The following is a 15,335-nucleotide window of genomic DNA, read 5'->3' as shown; positions in this document are numbered from 1 at the left end:
TGGCTGCCTTCCCGCACCCCAGTCACATAGTTCGCTATGTTCCTGGGGATGCGCTCAGTTGCCGCCGTGCTGCAGCTTGAAATCTAAAGGATACCTGCGGAAAGAGGAGCAGTCTGATGTCGCAATCCTTATTGAAAGTCAGCGAACTGGCGAAAAGCTTTTCCGGCGTTTGGGCGCTGAGCAATGCACAGCTCACCGTCGGGCAGGGGGAAATCCATGCGCTGCTCGGTGAAAATGGCGCGGGTAAATCCACGCTGTTGAAGGCGCTGGCGGGCGCACAGCCGCAAACTCGTGGTGAAATCTGGTTTAACGGTGAAACGCTGGCGGTGGACGAGTCGCCGGTGGCCCGTCAGCAAAAAGGCATTATCACGATTTATCAGGAATTTAACCTGCTGCCGAATATGACGGTGGCGGAAAATATGTTTCTTGGGCGCGAACCACGCCGTCGCAATTTAATCGTCGATGCCAAAGCGGTAAACCAGGAAGCGCAGGTGATTCTTGATTATCTGCAACTCAATGTGGCACCGACCACAGCGGTGGCGCGCCTGAGCGTCGCCCAGCAACAGATGGTGGAAATTGCCCGTGCGTTAACCCTTAACGCCAAACTGATCATTATGGACGAACCTTCGGCGGCGCTGAGTGACAGTGAAGTCGAAAGCCTGCACCGCGTGGTGCGCGAACTAAAAGGCCGCGGCGTCAGCATTATTTACGTCACCCACCGCCTGCATGAAGTTTTCCAGCTTTGCGACCGTTTTACCGTGTTCCAGGACGGGCGCTACACCGGCTCCGGCGAAGTCGCAGGCACCAGTGTTGAACAAATTATTCGTCTGATGGTGGGGCGCGATGTGGTGTTTGACCGCCGTGACTCGAGCCTGACCCATCATGAAGATAAACCCATTCGCCTGTCCGTGAAGGGGTTAAGCCGTGAGAAACCGCCGCTTGATCCGCACGGCATCGCGCTTAAAGACATCAGTTTTCACGTGCACAGTGGCGAAGTTCTGGGGATTGCCGGGCTGGTGGGTGCAGGCCGTACCGAGGTGGCGCGTTGCCTGTTCGGCGCGGACAAATTCACCCAGGGAACTTTCGAGTTAGACGGCAAACCTTACCAGCCGCAAAACCCAATGTACGCGCTGGAGTGTGGCATTGCCCTGGTACCGGAAGACCGCAAAAAAGAGGGCGCGGTGCTGGGGTTATCGATTCGCGAAAACCTCACGCTATCAAGCCTGTCCTCGCTGCTGACCTGGCGCTATTTCGTCAGCCCGCGCAAAGAAGATGCGCTGATTGAAGCCTACCAAAAGGCGCTGCAAATCAAGATGGTCAACGCCGAACAGGAAGTGCGCAAGTTGTCCGGCGGCAATCAGCAAAAAGTGATTCTGGCGCGCTGCATGGCGCTCAACCCAAAAGTGCTGATTGTCGATGAACCGACGCGCGGTATCGACGTCGGCACTAAATCTGAAGTCCACCAGGTGCTGTTTGATATGGCTAAACAAGGCGTCGCGGTGATTGTTATCTCCTCAGACTTACCTGAAATCCTTGCGGTTTCCGACCGGATCATCACCCTCAGCGAAGGGCGGGTGACCGGCGAATTACACGGTGACGACGCTAACGAAGAACGGCTGATGACCCTGATGGCTATCAACCACCACGCTTTAAACGCCGCATAACGGGGGAGCCCATGACACAGATGATTTCCAAAACTCAGGCTCCGGCGAAGGGCGCATCGCGCTTTGATCCGATTGCCTTCTTTGAACGCTTTGGTGTGCTGATATTTATGATTCTGCTGCTGGTGTTCTTCCAGTTGCAAAACAGCAACTTCCTTAGCGAACGTAATATTTTCAACATCCTGACTGAAGTGTCGATCTACGGGATCATTGCCGTCGGCATGACCTTTGTGATCCTCACGGCGGGTATCGATCTCTCGGTGGGGTCGATTCTGGCGGTGTGCGCCATGACTGCCGCTTATGTGATTAAAGGCGACAACTTTACCACCGTGGATGCCGACGCATGGGGTGGTTTTAGCTGGTTGCTGGGGCTGGGGATTTGCCTCGCGATCGGCACGTTTATCGGTTTTCTGCATGGCCTTGGCGTCACGCGTCTGCGTCTGCCGCCGTTTATCGTCACGCTCGGTGGTATGACGATTTGGCGCGGCCTGACGCTGGTGATTAACGATGGTGCGCCTATCGCGGGCTTTGACGCTGGTTATCGCTGGTGGGGGCGCGGGGATATTCTCGGCATATCTGTGCCGATCTGGATTTTCGCCATCGTTTCTATTCTTGGCTATCTGGCGCTGCATAAAACCCGCTGGGGCCGCTTTGTCTATGCGATTGGCGGCAACCCCGAAGCGGCGCGCCTGGCTGGAGTCAACGTCAAACGGGTACTGGTCAGCGTTTATGTGGTGATTGGTTGTCTGGCGGGGCTTGCCGGGTTTGTGCTCAGTGCGCGTCTGGGCAGTGCCGAAGCGGTGGCGGGTATCTCGTTTGAGCTGCGCGTGATTGCCTCGGTGGTGATTGGCGGCACCTCGTTGATGGGCGGCTACGGGCGCATCAGCGGCACGATTATCGGTGCCATCATCATGGGCATTCTGATTAACGGGCTGGTGCTGATGAACGTCTCGGCTTACTACCAGCAAATTATTACCGGTCTGATCATCGTACTGGCGGTAGCGTTTGATACCTACGCCAAGAGCCGTCGTGGCGCGATTTAATCCAGGAACACACTATGAAAAAAGTCAGGATTGGTTTAATCGGCACCGGTTATATCGGCAAAGCCCATGCGATTGCTTACGCCCAGGCACCGACCGTATTTGATTTGCGCGGCGAGTTGGTGCGCGAAATGGTGGCAGAAGTGACGCCTGAACTGGCCGCCACACGTGCCGCCGCTTTTGGATTTAACCGCTCAACCGGCAACTGGCGCGAGCTGGTGGCGGATCCAAATATTGACGTGGTGGATATTTGCTCACCGAACCATCTGCATAAAGAGATGGCGCTGGAGGCGATTCGCCACGGCAAACACGTTTACTCGGAAAAGCCGCTGGCGCTTAACGCCCGTGATGCCCGATTGATGGTCGATGCGGCGCATTGTGCCGGAGTGAAAACTCTCGTCGGCTTCAATTACATGAAAAACCCCACCGCGCAGCTGGCAAAACAGATTATCGAGCGCGGGGAAATTGGCGAGGTTATCCACTTTTACGGCACCCATAACGAAGACTATATGTCTGACCCGCTCGCGCCGATTCACTGGCACTGCTTCAAAGAGACGGCTGGCCTTGGGGCGCTTGGCGATCTCGCGGCGCATATCGTCAATATGGCGCAGTACCTGGTGGGGGATATCCAGCAAGTTTGTGGCGACCTGAAAACCGTGGTGCCACAGCGCCCGGCACAGGCAGGCAGCAGCGAGATGGTCTCCGTGGAAAACGAAGATCAGGCACACGCCATGGTGCGTTTTGAGGGCGGGGCGCAGGGTGTGATTGAAACCTCCCGCGTGGCTTGTGGGCGCAAAATGGGACTGACCTGGACGGTAACGGGAACCAAAGGCGCGATCACTTTTACCCAGGAGCGCATGGCAGAGCTGAAGCTGTATCTGCAAAGCGATCCTGAAGGCCGCCAGGGGTTCCGCACGCTGCTCGTCGGCCCGGCGCATCCTGACTACGGCGCGTTCTGTATGGGCGCGGGTCATGGCATTGGTTTTAACGATCAGAAAACCGTCGAAGTGCGTGATTTGATCGACGGGATCGCCGCTGACGCGCCAATGTGGCCGGACTTTGAAGAGGGCTGGAAGGTGTCGCGCATCCTCGATGCTATCGCCCTGTCTCACCAGAGTGGCCGCTGGGTAAACGTATCTGAAATTGTTTGAGGACGGAGCATGAAACAAAAGCAGTTAGATCTGATTTGCATGGGGCGAGTCGCGGTTGATCTCTACAGCCAGCAGATTGGCGCACGCCTCGAGGATGCCAGCAGTTTCGCCCGCTATTTGGGCGGTTCATCGGGGAATGTCGCTTACGGAACGGCACGACAGGGGCTGAAGTCGTCGATGCTGGCTCGCGTTGGCGACGAGCATATGGGGCGTTTTCTGCGTGAGGAACTGACGCAAGTCGGTTGTGATACCAGCCATCTGATTACCGATACCGAACGGCTCACCGCGCTGGTGCTGCTCGGCATCAAAGACCGGGACACCTTTCCGCTGATTTTTTACCGCGATAACTGCGCGGATATGGCGATTACCGCCAGTGATTTTAGCGAGGAGTACATTGCTTCGGCGCGTTGTCTTGCCATCACCGGAACCCATCTTTCCCATCCCGCGACCCGCGAGGCGGTGCTGACCGCGCTGAACTATGCGCGGCGCAACGAAGTGCGCACCGCACTGGATATTGACTACCGTCCGGTGCTCTGGGGGCTGACGGCGCTGGGCGATGGGGAAACGCGTTTTATCGCCGCCCAGCAAGTCACACAGCAACTGCAATCGGTGCTGCATCTGTTTGATGTGATTGTCGGCACGGAGGAAGAGTTCCACATTGCTGGCGGCTCGACGGACACACTTACTGCCCTGAAACAGGTGCGTGAAGTGAGCGGCGCAACACTGGTGTGTAAGCGTGGTGCACAAGGCTGTTCAGTGTTTACCGGCCAGATCCCGGACTCGCTGGACGGCGGCATTAATGTCACGGGCGTGCGGGTTGAAGTGCTGAATGTGCTGGGGGCGGGCGATGCGTTTATGTCCGGCCTGATGCGTGGTTATCTCAATGATGAAGGCTGGGAGCAGGCGTGTCGTTACGCGAACGCCTGTGGCGCACTGGTGGTTTCACGCCACGGTTGTGCGCCAGCCATGCCGAGCAAAGTGGAGCTTGATGACTATTTAGCCCGCGAACAGCAAGTGCCACGCCCCGATCTTGACGCGCGTCTGAATCATCTGCATCGCGTAACCACTCGCCGCCGGCAGTGGCCGGAACTGTGCGTAATGGCCTTTGATCATCGCAGTCAGCTTGAAGATATGGCATTGAGCTGCGGGGCAGATTTAAAGCGTATTCCGGCGCTTAAACAGCTGATTTTGCAGGCTAGCCGTGAGGCGGCAAAGTATGCCGAACTGGAAGGGAAAGCTGGTCTGTTGTGCGACGGGACTTTCGGCCAGGATGCACTGAATGCCATTACTGGCGAAGGGTGGTGGATTGGCCGCCCAATCGAGCTACCCGGTTCGCGCCCGCTGGAGATGGAACACGGCAATATTGGCTCGCAGCTGATTAGCTGGCCGCAGGAACACATCGTCAAATGTCTGGTGTTCTTCCATCCGGAAGACGCTCACGCTTTGCGCCTTGAGCAAGAGCAAAAGGTGGCGGAGGTGTATCGCGCCTGCTGCCAGTCCGGCCATGAATTACTGCTGGAAGTGATTTTGCCCGCCGACATGCCGCGCAGCGATGACCTTTATTTGCGAGCGATCTCGCGCTTTTACAACCTCGGTATTTATCCGGACTGGTGGAAATTGCCGCCGCTTAGCAGCCAGGGATGGGAAGCCTTGAGCGAGCTGGTAGAAAAACGCGATCCGCATTGCCGTGGCGTCGTCATTCTTGGACTGGATGCGGCAGTGGAAGTGCTGCGCGCCGGATTTAATGCGGCGGCAGATTATCCGATTGTGAAAGGCTTTGCGGTAGGGCGCACCTTGTTTGGTGAAGCGTCGCAGGCCTGGTTAAAACGCGAGATTGATGATGCGCAACTGATTGCCCGCATCCGGGACAACTACCTGCGGTTGATAGCCTTATGGCGTGCACGCGGGCAGACACAATTCTAAGGAGAAGATCATGACTGTACATTTAGGCATTAACCCACTGACCTGGACCAATGACGACCTGCCTTCACTGGGTGCTGACACTTCGCTGGAAACTTGCCTGAGCGAAGGGAAAGAAGCCGGTTTTGCAGGCTTTGAACTGGGGAATAAATTCCCGCGTGAGGCGCGTGTTCTGGGGCCAATTCTGGATAAGCATCAGCTGAAACTGGTCTCCGGCTGGTACTCGGGCCGCCTGCTGGAACGTTCCGTTGAAGAAGAAATTGAGGCGGTGCAGCCCCATTTAACTCTGCTGCGCGAACTGGGGGCAAAGGTGCTGGTGTTTGCTGAAGTCTCTGGTTGTATTCACGGTGAGCAGCAAACGCCGGTTCACCTGCGCCCGCGTTTCCCTGCTGAACGTTGGGCAGAATATGGCGAAAAGCTGACGGCTTTTGCGCGCTACACCCAACAACAGGGCGTACAAATTGCCTACCATCACCATATGGGAACAGTGATTGAGAGCGCTCAGGATGTGGATAACCTGATGACTCACACCGGGCCAGAAGTCGGTTTGTTGCTCGATACCGGTCACCTGACTTTTGCCGGGGCTTCGCCGCTGAAAGTCGCCGAGCGCTGGATTGAGCGCATCAATCATGTGCACTGCAAAGACGTGCGCGCTGACGTGCTGGCGGATGTTAAAAACCGCAAGACCAGTTTCCTCGATGCCGTGTTGAGTGGCGTTTTCACCGTACCGGGCGACGGTTGCGTGGATTACCCGCCGATTATGGCGCTGCTGAAAAAACAAGGTTACAGCGGCTGGCTGGTGGTGGAAGCGGAGCAAGATCCGGCGATCGCCCATCCGCTGACTTACGCACGCCTGGGCTACAACAACCTCAGCAAACTGGCGCGGGATGCCGGGCTGATTTAACTGTGCTGATTTAAGGAGTACCGATGTCCAGATTACTTTCGCGCTGGCAACAGCCAGACGAGCAGGGGCGTACGCAACACATTACGCCGCATACGGCAGGCTGGGGATATGTCGGTTTTGACGTTTATCAACTGCGTGAAGGGCAGCGCCTGGAATTGCCCGCAGTGGATGACGAGCGTTGCCTGGTGTTGGTGGCAGGACGCGCCACCATCGACACGCCTTATGCACGTTTCCCGGAAATTGGTGGCCGTATGAGCCCGTTTGAGCGGCGTAAACCGTGGGCGGTGTATGTCACAAGCGGCGAAACGGTGCAAGTCGAAGCGCTGACCCAGCTTGAACTGGCGGTATGTTCGGCACCGGGTAAAGGCACGCACAAAACACGGCTTATCGCGCCGCAAGATATTGCTGCCGAGGCGCGGGGTAAAGGCCATAACCAGCGCTATGTGCATAATATTCTGCCGGAAGATAAAGCCGCCGACAGCTTGTTGGTTGTCGAGGTGTATACCAATGAAGGCTGCACCAGCTCTTATCCCAGCCATAAGCACGACACGGATAACCCGCCCAACGAAACCTATCTTGAGGAGACGTATTACCATCGCCTCAACCCGTCGCAGGGTTTCTGTATGCAGCGTGTGTATACCGATGACCGTTCACTGGACGAGTGCATGGCGGTCTATGACAAAGACGTGGTGAAGGTGCCGAAGGGATATCATCCGGTGGCCACTATGGCGGGTTATGACAGCTATTATTTGAACGTGATGGCTGGGCCGGTTCGCAAGTGGATGTTTACCTGGGAGCAGGATCATGCCTGGGTAAATAGCGAGGAATATCAGGGGTAGACGCGGCTTTTAACTGAAAAGGGTGGATGCCATATAGCATCCACCCTTTTTTTAGGCTTTTAGTGCAGGATTTTCGCCAGGAAGTCTTTCGCTCGCTCAGACTGCGGATTGTTGAAGAAGTCTTCTTTATTGGAATCTTCGACAATCTTCCCTTCATCCATAAAGATCACGCGGTTCGCCACTTTACGGGCAAAGCCCATTTCGTGTGTCACCACCATCATGGTCATGCCTTCGTTTGCCAGTTCGACCATCACGTCCAGCACTTCGTTGATCATCTCGGGATCAAGTGCGGAAGTTGGTTCGTCAAACAGCATGGCAACCGGGTCCATACACAACGCGCGCGCAATCGCCACACGTTGCTGCTGGCCGCCGGAAAGCTGCGCCGGGAACTTATCGGCATGCGCCGTCAGCCCAACGCGCTCGAGCAACTTAAGCCCTTTTTTACGCGACTCTTCTTTGTTGCGCTTCAGCACTTTCACTTGTGCCAGCGTCAGGTTTTCAATAATCGACAGATGCGGGAAAAGCTCAAAGTGTTGGAACACCATGCCAACGTGCGAACGCAATTCAGCCAGATTGGTTTTCTTGTGGTTTACCTGCGTGCCGTTTACCACGATCTCGCCTTTTTGCACCGGTTCCAGACCGTTGACGGTTTTGATCAGTGTTGATTTACCGGAACCAGACGGCCCACAAACTACCACCACTTCGCCTTTTTTAACGCTCGTTGAGCAGTCGGTTAGCACCTGAAAGTGACCGTACCATTTAGAAACATTTTTCAGGGAAATCATTACACTGTCCTTTTCTTCAAGTAGGTAACCAACAGCGAAGCACTCAAACTGATGACGAAATACACCAAACCGGCAAACAGAATCATCTCAACCTGGGTTCCGTCGCGCTCGCCAATGGTGGTCGCGGTACGGAAGAAATCAGCCAGGCTTAATACATATACCAACGACGTATCCTGGAATAAGACGATGCCCTGGGTTAACAGTAACGGCACCATCGCGCGGAAGGCTTGTGGCAGGATAATCAGTTTCATTGACTGCCAGTGTGTCATCCCGAGCGCCAGCGCGGCATGAGACTGCCCGCGTGAAATGCTCTGAATACCGGCACGAATAATTTCGGAATAGTAGGCGGCTTCAAACATCGAGAAGGCGACCATCGCCGAAATCAGGCGGATGTCCGTCTGTGGCGAAAGCCCCAACACTTTCTGTAAGAACCCCGGCACCACCAGATAGAACCACAGCAGCACCATCACCAGCGGGATAGAACGGAAAACGTTGACGTAGGCGCTGGCAAACCAGGCGATTGGCTTGATTGGCGACAGGCGCATCACTGCCAGCAAGGTTCCCCACACGATACCGATGACCACCGCAGTGACCGTGATTTTCAGGGTGATAATTAACCCCTGAATCAGGTATGGCATAGCGGGTAAAATTGAAGTCCAGTCAAAATCGTACATTATTTGCCTCCCATGTTGCCAGGCAGGCGAATTTTACGTTCAACCACATACATCACCAGCATAATCACGGCGTTAATCAGCACATAAGCGAGTGTGATGGCGGTAAATGATTCGTAGGCGTGAGCAGAGTAGTCGAGCAATTTACCGGCTTGCGCGGCCATATCGACCAGGCCAATGGTTGATGCGATGGCCGAGTTCTTCACCAGGTTCATCATCTCAGAGGTCATTGGCGGCACAATCACGCGGTAGGCATTCGGTAGCAAAACATAACGATAGGCTTGCGGCAGGGTCAGCCCCATCGCGAGTGCCGCGTTTTTCTGCCCGCGAGGTAGCGATTGAATAGCAGCACGAACTTGTTCGCAGACACGAGCGGCGGTAAACAGACCGAGGCAAATCATCGACGAGAGGAAGAATTGTATATTCGGGTCAAGCTCAGACTTAAACCACATGCCGAGGTTTTCGGGCAGTAATTCCGGCACCACTAAGTACCAGGTAAAAAACTGCACGATAAGCGGCACATTACGGAATAACTCGACATACAGTGTGCCCATACCCGAAAGCCATTTATTCGGGACGGTACGCAAAATACCGAACAGTGAGCCGACAAAGAAAGCGATTATCCATGCGCAGATGGACAAGGCGACGGTGACCTGGAAGCCATTCCAGATCCAGCCCAGATAAGTGGTGTTGCCGAACGGGGCGGGCTGTAGAAATATTCCCCAGTTCCAGTCTATAGACATAACGTACTCCATGAAAAAATTGAGGGTAGCAGTCACGCTACCCTCGAAGATTGATGAGAAGCTTGTACCCGTATTTCAGGTCATAGCCTGAGATTTTTGGGTACTTTCACGTCGGATGGGGAACGGCCATCCAACGCATAGTCTGTCCGAGCTTCAGTTCGTCAATCGAGAGGGCAAGGTCATCCCGGCCCCTGGTTCTATACCCGTCATCCTTCAAGCTGCAGGGGTGTTGGCTGCAACTCGAATGCTAACGGGTATGATTAATTAACTGCTTTATCGTTTGGTGTTTTGAACAAGGCTTTCATGTCGTCAGACAGCGCGAAGTTCATGTTGATGTTTTTCGGTGGGATTGGGTTCATGAACCACTTATCGAACCATTTAGCTGCTTCACCGGACGTTTGTGTCTGAGCAATGGTGTCATCCATCAGCTTTTTAAAATCAGCATCGTCTTTACGCAACATACAGCCGTACGCTTCGTGTGATTGCGGAGTGCCAACGATTTCCCAGTTATCCTGTTTCTTCGCTTTTGCACGCTCACCGGCTAACAGGGCATCATCCATCATAAAGGCGACAGCACGGCCACTTTCCAGGGTGCGGAACGAGTCACCGTGGTCTTTGGCGCTGATAATGCGCATGTCCATTTTCTTCTCTTCATTCAGCTTGTTAAGCAGAACTTCAGAAGTGGTACCGGAGGTCACAACCACCGCTTTGCCTTTCAGATCGGCAAAGTCTTTAATCTCGCCGCCTTTCTTAACCAGCAAACGAGTACCTACCACGAAGATAGTGTTGGAGAACGAGGCTTGTTTCTGGCGTTCCAGGTTATTGGTGGTTGAACCGCACTCAAAATCGAAAGTCCCGTTTTGCAGCAATGGAATACGGTTCTGAGAGGTAATCGGGATCAACTTAACTTGCAGGTCAGGTTTGTTGAGTTTTTTCTTTACCGCTTCAACGATGGCATTGGAATAAGCCTGTGAATAGCCGACCACTTTCTGTTGATTATCGTAGTAAGAGAAAGGAACGGAAGATTCACGGTGACCGACCACAATAACGCCATTAGCGGCAATCTTATCCAGAGTGCTTTGTTGAGCAGCAGGTTTCGCATCTTCAGCGTGCGCGATACCCGCGCCTAAACCCATAACCAGCAAAGCTGAGGCTAGTTTACGTAATTGCATGACCAACTCCTTTGTCCTAATGCCACAGGGCATTGATACCTGATGTGAATGTTATTTTGTTGTTGTGTGTTACTAAAACAGGGTGAAACTTGTTCTTTTGTTAACATTTAACATAGCTTGATGTAAAGAATTTGCTATCCAGATGTTTATTTTTGCGAAGTGCGCCGCACCGTTTAAAGGCAAAAATATCTCCTTGCACTACTTTAGTGCTCGTAATGTCATTGTTTGGTGCAGCTCAATGCTTCCTGCTACCCATAGGGTTTGGTTTCAGCATTTTGTTTGTTTCTAATGAGTAAATATTTGCAAAGGTTGTGCCAGAAATAAAAAAGGCCAGCAGTAGCTGGCCATTTTTAGGATGATGCGGGGTTAAAACTTGCGACGAGAACGAAGAGCCAGCAGAACTGAGGCAAAGCCAAATATCAATGTCAGCCCCCATAGCGGCCAGTCACCGAAGCGCGCATACGGCGTAATACCGCGCGTTGGCGTGACCTTCGCTTCCAGCACTTCGCGCGTAAACTGCGGGATGACTGCATCGACATCGCCATCAGCATTCACCACAGCAGTGATGCCGTTGTTAGTGCTGCGCAGCAGTGGACGACCCAATTCCAGCGAGCGCATGCGTGCCATCTGGAAATGCTGCCACGGGCCAATCGACTTACCGAACCACGCATCGTTGGAAATGGTCAGCAGGAAGTCTGTGTCCGGACGGAAGTTATCACGCACTTGTTCGCCAAGGATGATTTCATAACAGATAGCAGGCGTGAGCTTGATACCGTTGGCTGCAAGCTGTGGCTGTAAATACGGGCCACGGCTAAATGATGACATCGGCAAATCAAAGAACGGGGCCAGCGGGCGCAGAATGGATTCCAGCGGCACAAACTCACCAAACGGTACCAGGTGGTTTTTGTTGTACCGATCGGCGCTGTTGTAGCTGTACTGGTTACCTTCACCCAGCGTGATAATGGTGTTGTAGGTGTCGTAGCGGTTTTGTTTATTCAAACGCGCGTCAACAATACCGGTAATCAGCGAGCTGTGTTTAGAGCGCAGCAGGTCGTCCATCATCGTCAGGAATTGCTGCTGGTTTATCTCCAGATCCGGGATTGCCGATTCAGGCCAGATAATCAGCTGGGATTTACCCATCTGCGGCTGTGTTTTATCGAGGTAAATCTTCAGCGTATTCAGCAACTGGTTTTCATCCCATTTCAGGGATTGCGGAATATCGCCCTGAACCATCGCGACATCGACGGTGCGTTCAGGCTGCGGTTGATACCACTGAATTGAACGTAATGGCCACGGTAGCAGCAACAACGCAGCGGCAATGACCGCAGGACGCCAGTTGCGTTCATGCAGTGCATAAACCAACAAGCCGCTGATAACCATCAGCAGGAAGGTGATGCTTTCGACGCCAAGAATTGGCGCAATGCCTTTTAGCGGACCATCAATCTGGCTATAACCAAATTGCAGCCACGGGAAACCGGTTAATACCCAGCCGCGCAGGAATTCAGTGAGTTGCCATAGCATGGGTGCTGCAATAGCCACACGCCACCACGTCGTTTTCGGGCAGAGTTTACTGAGGAAACCGCCAAATAAGCCGGTATATAACGACAAGTAAGCGGCAAGCAAAACCACCAAAAAGATATTCACCGGGCCAGGCATACCACCAAATTGCGCGATACTGACATACACCCAGTTTATGCCTGAGCCAAATAGCCCCAGCCCCCAGAAGAAACCAATCCAGGCACTTTGAATAGGACGGCGATTGAGAGTCAGCCCCTGAAGCCCAGCCAAAGAAAGAATGGCGGCAGGCCAGAAATCGTAAGGGGAGAAAGCCAGCGTTCCGCAGGCACCAAAAAGCAGCGCCAGCAATAGACGAACGCGCTGGCGTCGAAGGAGTAGGGCTATAGCCATCTTTAAATTAATCTTCCAGTTTCGGTTGTGGCGAGTCGTCCGGAATTCTGACATGAACCTGAATCACACGGCGGCTATCTGCCATCGCGACTTTAAACTGATAACCATCAATTTCAATGGTTTCGCCACGGGCAGGTAAGTGGCCAAAGGCCTGCATCACTAATCCACCAATGGTATCCACTTCGTCATCATTGAAATGGGTAGCGAAGGTGTCGTTGAAATCTTCGATTGAGGCCAAAGCACGGACCGTCCATGTATGGCGGCTTAGCTGGCGGAAATCGCTATCTTCTTCGTCGTCGTACTCATCTTCAATTTCCCCGACAATCAGTTCGAGAATATCTTCGATAGTCACAAGGCCGGAAACCCCGCCAAACTCATCAATCACAATCGCCATGTGGTAGCGCTGCTGACGAAACTCTTTCAGCATGCGGTCAACACGCTTACTTTCTGGCACAACAACGGCCTGACGTAACACTTTTTCCATGCTAAATGGCTCAGTATCGCTGCGCATAAACGGCAGCAGATCTTTGGCCATCAGAATCCCTTCGATATGATCTTTGTCTTCACTGATCACCGGGAAGCGGGAGTGTGCTGATTCGATGATCACATCGAGGCATTCGTCCAGCGTCTGGTTGTGTTTGAGCGTTACCATTTGCGAGCGAGGGATCATGATGTCGCGGACGCGTTGGTCGGCGATGTCCATCACGCCTTCGAGCATGTCGCGGGTATCCTGATCGATCAGATCGTTTTGCTCAGAATCACGGATGAGTGTCAGCAGATCGTCACGGTTTTTAGGTTCACCGTGGAATAGCTGGTTGAGAATCAGGGAAAAGAATCCCTTCTTACTGGCAGGCGTGTCACTGTTTTGTGAGTTGTCGTCGCTCATGGCGTTTGGTTTGAGGCCTCTCGATAATGAATTGATAACAGGCAGTTTAATCGTGCACTGCCTGCGGTTCTGCGCTCAGAAGGGTTAACCCTACAGAGACTATTCTTTCTCGGCAATGTACGGATCAGCATACCCAAGAGCAAGCATTATCTCTGTTTCCAGGGATTCCATCTCTTCGGCTTCCTCATCTTCAATATGATCATAGCCAAGCAGATGCAAACTACCGTGGATGACCATATGTGCCCAATGTGCATCCAGCGGTTTTTGCTGCTCTTTTGCTTCTTGTTCCACCACCTGACGGCAAATAATCAGGTCGCCCAGTAATGGAAGTTCAATGCCTGGCGGGGCTTCAAACGGGAACGAAAGCACGTTGGTGGATTTATCTTTCCCACGGTAAGTGAGGTTCAGATCGTGGCTCTCTGCATCATCCACCAGGCGAATCGTAACTTCTGATTCTTCCTGAAACTGTGGAATGACCGCATCAAGCCAGGTCTGAAATTGTTCTTCCGTTGGCAGGCCGCTTGCGTCTTCACACGCGACCTGTAAATCCAGTATTACCTGACTCATTTACTCTCCTGAGCGGCAGCATTGATTGCCATCGCTTCTCGCTTGCGCTCTGCTGCGAGTTCATCTTTACGAACCTGTTCGGCGTTTTCCCACGCTTCATAGGCATTCACAATGCGTGCCACCACCGGGTGGCGTACTACGTCTTCGCTGTTAAGGAAGTTAAAACTGATTTCATCGACTTCGGCCAGCACCTCAATGGCGTGGCGCAGGCCGGATTTCAGATTTTTTGGCAAATCGATTTGGGTGACATCACCAGTAATTACTGCTTTGGAGTTGAAGCCAATGCGCGTCAGGAACATCTTCATCTGTTCGATGGTGGTGTTCTGGCTTTCATCAAGAATGATGAAAGCATCGTTTAATGTACGCCCACGCATGTAGGCCAATGGTGCGACTTCAATAACATTGCGCTCCATTAGCTTTTCAACGCGCTCAAAACCGAGCATCTCAAACAGGGCGTCGTAAAGCGGACGCAAGTAAGGGTCGACTTTTTGGCTTAAATCGCCAGGCAGGAAGCCCAGTTTTTCACCGGCTTCGACGGCTGGGCGCGTCAGCAGAATACGACGGATATCTTGACGTTCCAGCGCATCCACTGCCGCAGCAACTGCGAGGTACGTTTTACCGGTACCAGCAGGGCCGACGCCAAAGGTGATGTCATGGTCGAGAATATTGGCGATGTATTGCGCCTGATTTGGCGTGCGTGGCTTGATAACGCCACGTTTGGTCTTGATATTGACCGCTTTGCCGTACTCAGGAACACTTTCGGCAGACTGTTCCAGGACGCGAATTTCTTTGATGGCGAGATGGATTTTTTCAGGGGTTATATCCTGAGTCTCGCCGCGCATCGGTGCGGTATCAACGTACAGATTGCGCAGAATATCTGCCGCGGCGTTTACTAAAATCGGGCGACCCGTGAGCTTGAAGTGATAGTCGCGACGGTTGATTTCGATCCCCAGCCGACGTTCAAGCTGCTTGATGTTGTCATCAAATGGGCCACACAGGCTTAGCAGACGCGCATTGTCTGCGGGTTCTAGCGTAATTTCACGTGTTTCGATATTCAAACTTATCCTCGGGGTCACTCTGGGCCAGTT

At 53.3% G+C, this 15,335-nt stretch carries 14 protein-coding genes; 6 read left to right on the top strand and 8 right to left on the bottom strand.

The window, feature by feature from the left end; all coding sequences use genetic code 11:
• The first annotated feature begins 116 nt into the window (after window positions 1-116).
• Genes MNO13_RS17885 through iolB form a run of 6 tightly spaced genes read left to right on the top strand, consistent with a single transcriptional unit; the run spans window position 117 to window position 7,515 of the window.
• Window positions 117-1,664 (top strand): sugar ABC transporter ATP-binding protein, encoded by a 1,548-nt coding sequence (locus MNO13_RS17885; protein WP_064548693.1) that lies wholly within the window; start codon window positions 117-119, stop codon window positions 1,662-1,664.
• 11 nt (window positions 1,665-1,675) lie between these two features.
• Complete coding sequence (locus MNO13_RS17880; RefSeq protein ID WP_064548691.1) at window positions 1,676-2,704, top strand: ABC transporter permease; 1,029 nt, start codon at window positions 1,676-1,678, stop codon at window positions 2,702-2,704.
• Between the two features lie 14 nt (window positions 2,705-2,718).
• The gene (locus MNO13_RS17875) at window positions 2,719-3,852 is read left to right on the top strand and encodes a Gfo/Idh/MocA family protein (protein ID WP_241939083.1); all 1,134 of its coding nucleotides are present in this window, start codon (window positions 2,719-2,721) and stop codon (window positions 3,850-3,852) included.
• 9 nt (window positions 3,853-3,861) lie between these two features.
• Window positions 3,862-5,775, top strand: a complete 1,914-nt coding sequence (locus tag MNO13_RS17870; protein ID WP_064548688.1) for a bifunctional 5-dehydro-2-deoxygluconokinase/5-dehydro-2-deoxyphosphogluconate aldolase — start codon at window positions 3,862-3,864, stop codon at window positions 5,773-5,775.
• A 10-nt stretch (window positions 5,776-5,785) separates the two neighbouring features.
• Window positions 5,786-6,676: a myo-inosose-2 dehydratase gene (gene iolE / locus MNO13_RS17865; protein WP_064548686.1), complete on the top strand. Its 891-nt coding sequence runs from the start codon at window positions 5,786-5,788 to the stop codon at window positions 6,674-6,676.
• Window positions 6,677-6,699: 23 nt separating this feature from the next.
• Window positions 6,700-7,515 (top strand): 5-deoxy-glucuronate isomerase, encoded by an 816-nt coding sequence (gene iolB / locus MNO13_RS17860; protein ID WP_241939082.1) that lies wholly within the window; start codon window positions 6,700-6,702, stop codon window positions 7,513-7,515.
• A gap of 59 nt (window positions 7,516-7,574) precedes the next feature.
• Here iolB and MNO13_RS17855 read toward each other — a convergent pair whose 3' ends face one another.
• The 8 genes from MNO13_RS17855 to MNO13_RS17820 form a co-directional block, all read right to left on the bottom strand.
• Window positions 7,575-8,300 carry an amino acid ABC transporter ATP-binding protein gene (locus MNO13_RS17855; protein WP_064548682.1) on the bottom strand — a complete coding sequence of 242 codons (726 nt, stop codon included), beginning with the start codon at window positions 8,298-8,300 and terminating at the stop codon, window positions 7,575-7,577.
• Window positions 8,300-8,974: a glutamate/aspartate ABC transporter permease GltK gene (gene gltK, locus MNO13_RS17850; protein ID WP_064548680.1), complete on the bottom strand. Its 675-nt coding sequence runs from the start codon at window positions 8,972-8,974 to the stop codon at window positions 8,300-8,302. The genes MNO13_RS17855 and gltK overlap by 1 nt, the downstream gene beginning before the upstream one ends.
• Window positions 8,974-9,714, bottom strand: a complete 741-nt coding sequence (locus MNO13_RS17845; RefSeq protein WP_064548679.1) for an amino acid ABC transporter permease — start codon at window positions 9,712-9,714, stop codon at window positions 8,974-8,976. The genes gltK and MNO13_RS17845 overlap by 1 nt, the downstream gene beginning before the upstream one ends.
• Before the next feature lie 260 nt (window positions 9,715-9,974).
• Window positions 9,975-10,886, bottom strand: a complete 912-nt coding sequence (locus MNO13_RS17840) for an amino acid ABC transporter substrate-binding protein (protein WP_064548677.1) — start codon at window positions 10,884-10,886, stop codon at window positions 9,975-9,977.
• Between the two features lie 366 nt (window positions 10,887-11,252).
• A complete protein-coding gene (gene lnt, locus MNO13_RS17835; RefSeq protein WP_064548675.1) occupies window positions 11,253-12,794 on the bottom strand; it encodes an apolipoprotein N-acyltransferase in 1,542 nt (513 codons plus the stop codon).
• 7 nt (window positions 12,795-12,801) lie between these two features.
• On the bottom strand, window positions 12,802-13,680 hold the full coding sequence (corC, locus tag MNO13_RS17830) for a CNNM family magnesium/cobalt transport protein CorC (protein WP_064548673.1): 879 nt from the start codon (window positions 13,678-13,680) through the stop codon (window positions 12,802-12,804).
• 99 nt (window positions 13,681-13,779) lie between these two features.
• Window positions 13,780-14,247: an rRNA maturation RNase YbeY gene (gene ybeY, locus MNO13_RS17825; protein WP_064548671.1), complete on the bottom strand. Its 468-nt coding sequence runs from the start codon at window positions 14,245-14,247 to the stop codon at window positions 13,780-13,782.
• The gene (locus tag MNO13_RS17820) at window positions 14,244-15,305 is read right to left on the bottom strand and encodes a PhoH family protein (RefSeq protein ID WP_064548669.1); all 1,062 of its coding nucleotides are present in this window, start codon (window positions 15,303-15,305) and stop codon (window positions 14,244-14,246) included. The genes ybeY and MNO13_RS17820 overlap by 4 nt, the downstream gene beginning before the upstream one ends.
• Between the last annotated feature and the right edge of the window lie 30 nt (window positions 15,306-15,335).

Source organism: Buttiauxella ferragutiae, from assembly GCF_022637515.1.
Classification (GTDB): Bacteria; Pseudomonadota; Gammaproteobacteria; order Enterobacterales; family Enterobacteriaceae; genus Buttiauxella; species Buttiauxella ferragutiae.
Note: the sequence above shows the minus strand (reverse complement) of the source record. Positions and strands in the feature narration are given on the sequence as shown.

Excerpts from the sequence above, each read along its gene's own strand:
- MNO13_RS17885 (WP_064548693.1), top strand. The coding sequence starts at position 117 with ATGTCGCAATCCTTATTGAAAGTCAGCGAACTGGCGAAAAGCTTTTCC.
- MNO13_RS17880 (WP_064548691.1), top strand. The coding sequence starts at position 1,676 with ATGACACAGATGATTTCCAAAACTCAGGCTCCGGCGAAGGGCGCATCG.
- MNO13_RS17875 (WP_241939083.1), top strand. The coding sequence starts at position 2,719 with ATGAAAAAAGTCAGGATTGGTTTAATCGGCACCGGTTATATCGGCAAA.
- MNO13_RS17870 (WP_064548688.1), top strand. The coding sequence starts at position 3,862 with ATGAAACAAAAGCAGTTAGATCTGATTTGCATGGGGCGAGTCGCGGTT.
- iolE (WP_064548686.1), top strand. The coding sequence starts at position 5,786 with ATGACTGTACATTTAGGCATTAACCCACTGACCTGGACCAATGACGAC.
- iolB (WP_241939082.1), top strand. The coding sequence starts at position 6,700 with ATGTCCAGATTACTTTCGCGCTGGCAACAGCCAGACGAGCAGGGGCGT.
- MNO13_RS17855 (WP_064548682.1), bottom strand. The coding sequence starts at position 8,300 with ATGATTTCCCTGAAAAATGTTTCTAAATGGTACGGTCACTTTCAGGTG.
- gltK (WP_064548680.1), bottom strand. The coding sequence starts at position 8,974 with ATGTACGATTTTGACTGGACTTCAATTTTACCCGCTATGCCATACCTG.
- MNO13_RS17845 (WP_064548679.1), bottom strand. The coding sequence starts at position 9,714 with ATGTCTATAGACTGGAACTGGGGAATATTTCTACAGCCCGCCCCGTTC.
- MNO13_RS17840 (WP_064548677.1), bottom strand. The coding sequence starts at position 10,886 with ATGCAATTACGTAAACTAGCCTCAGCTTTGCTGGTTATGGGTTTAGGC.
- lnt (WP_064548675.1), bottom strand. The coding sequence starts at position 12,794 with ATGGCTATAGCCCTACTCCTTCGACGCCAGCGCGTTCGTCTATTGCTG.
- corC (WP_064548673.1), bottom strand. The coding sequence starts at position 13,680 with ATGAGCGACGACAACTCACAAAACAGTGACACGCCTGCCAGTAAGAAG.
- ybeY (WP_064548671.1), bottom strand. The coding sequence starts at position 14,247 with ATGAGTCAGGTAATACTGGATTTACAGGTCGCGTGTGAAGACGCAAGC.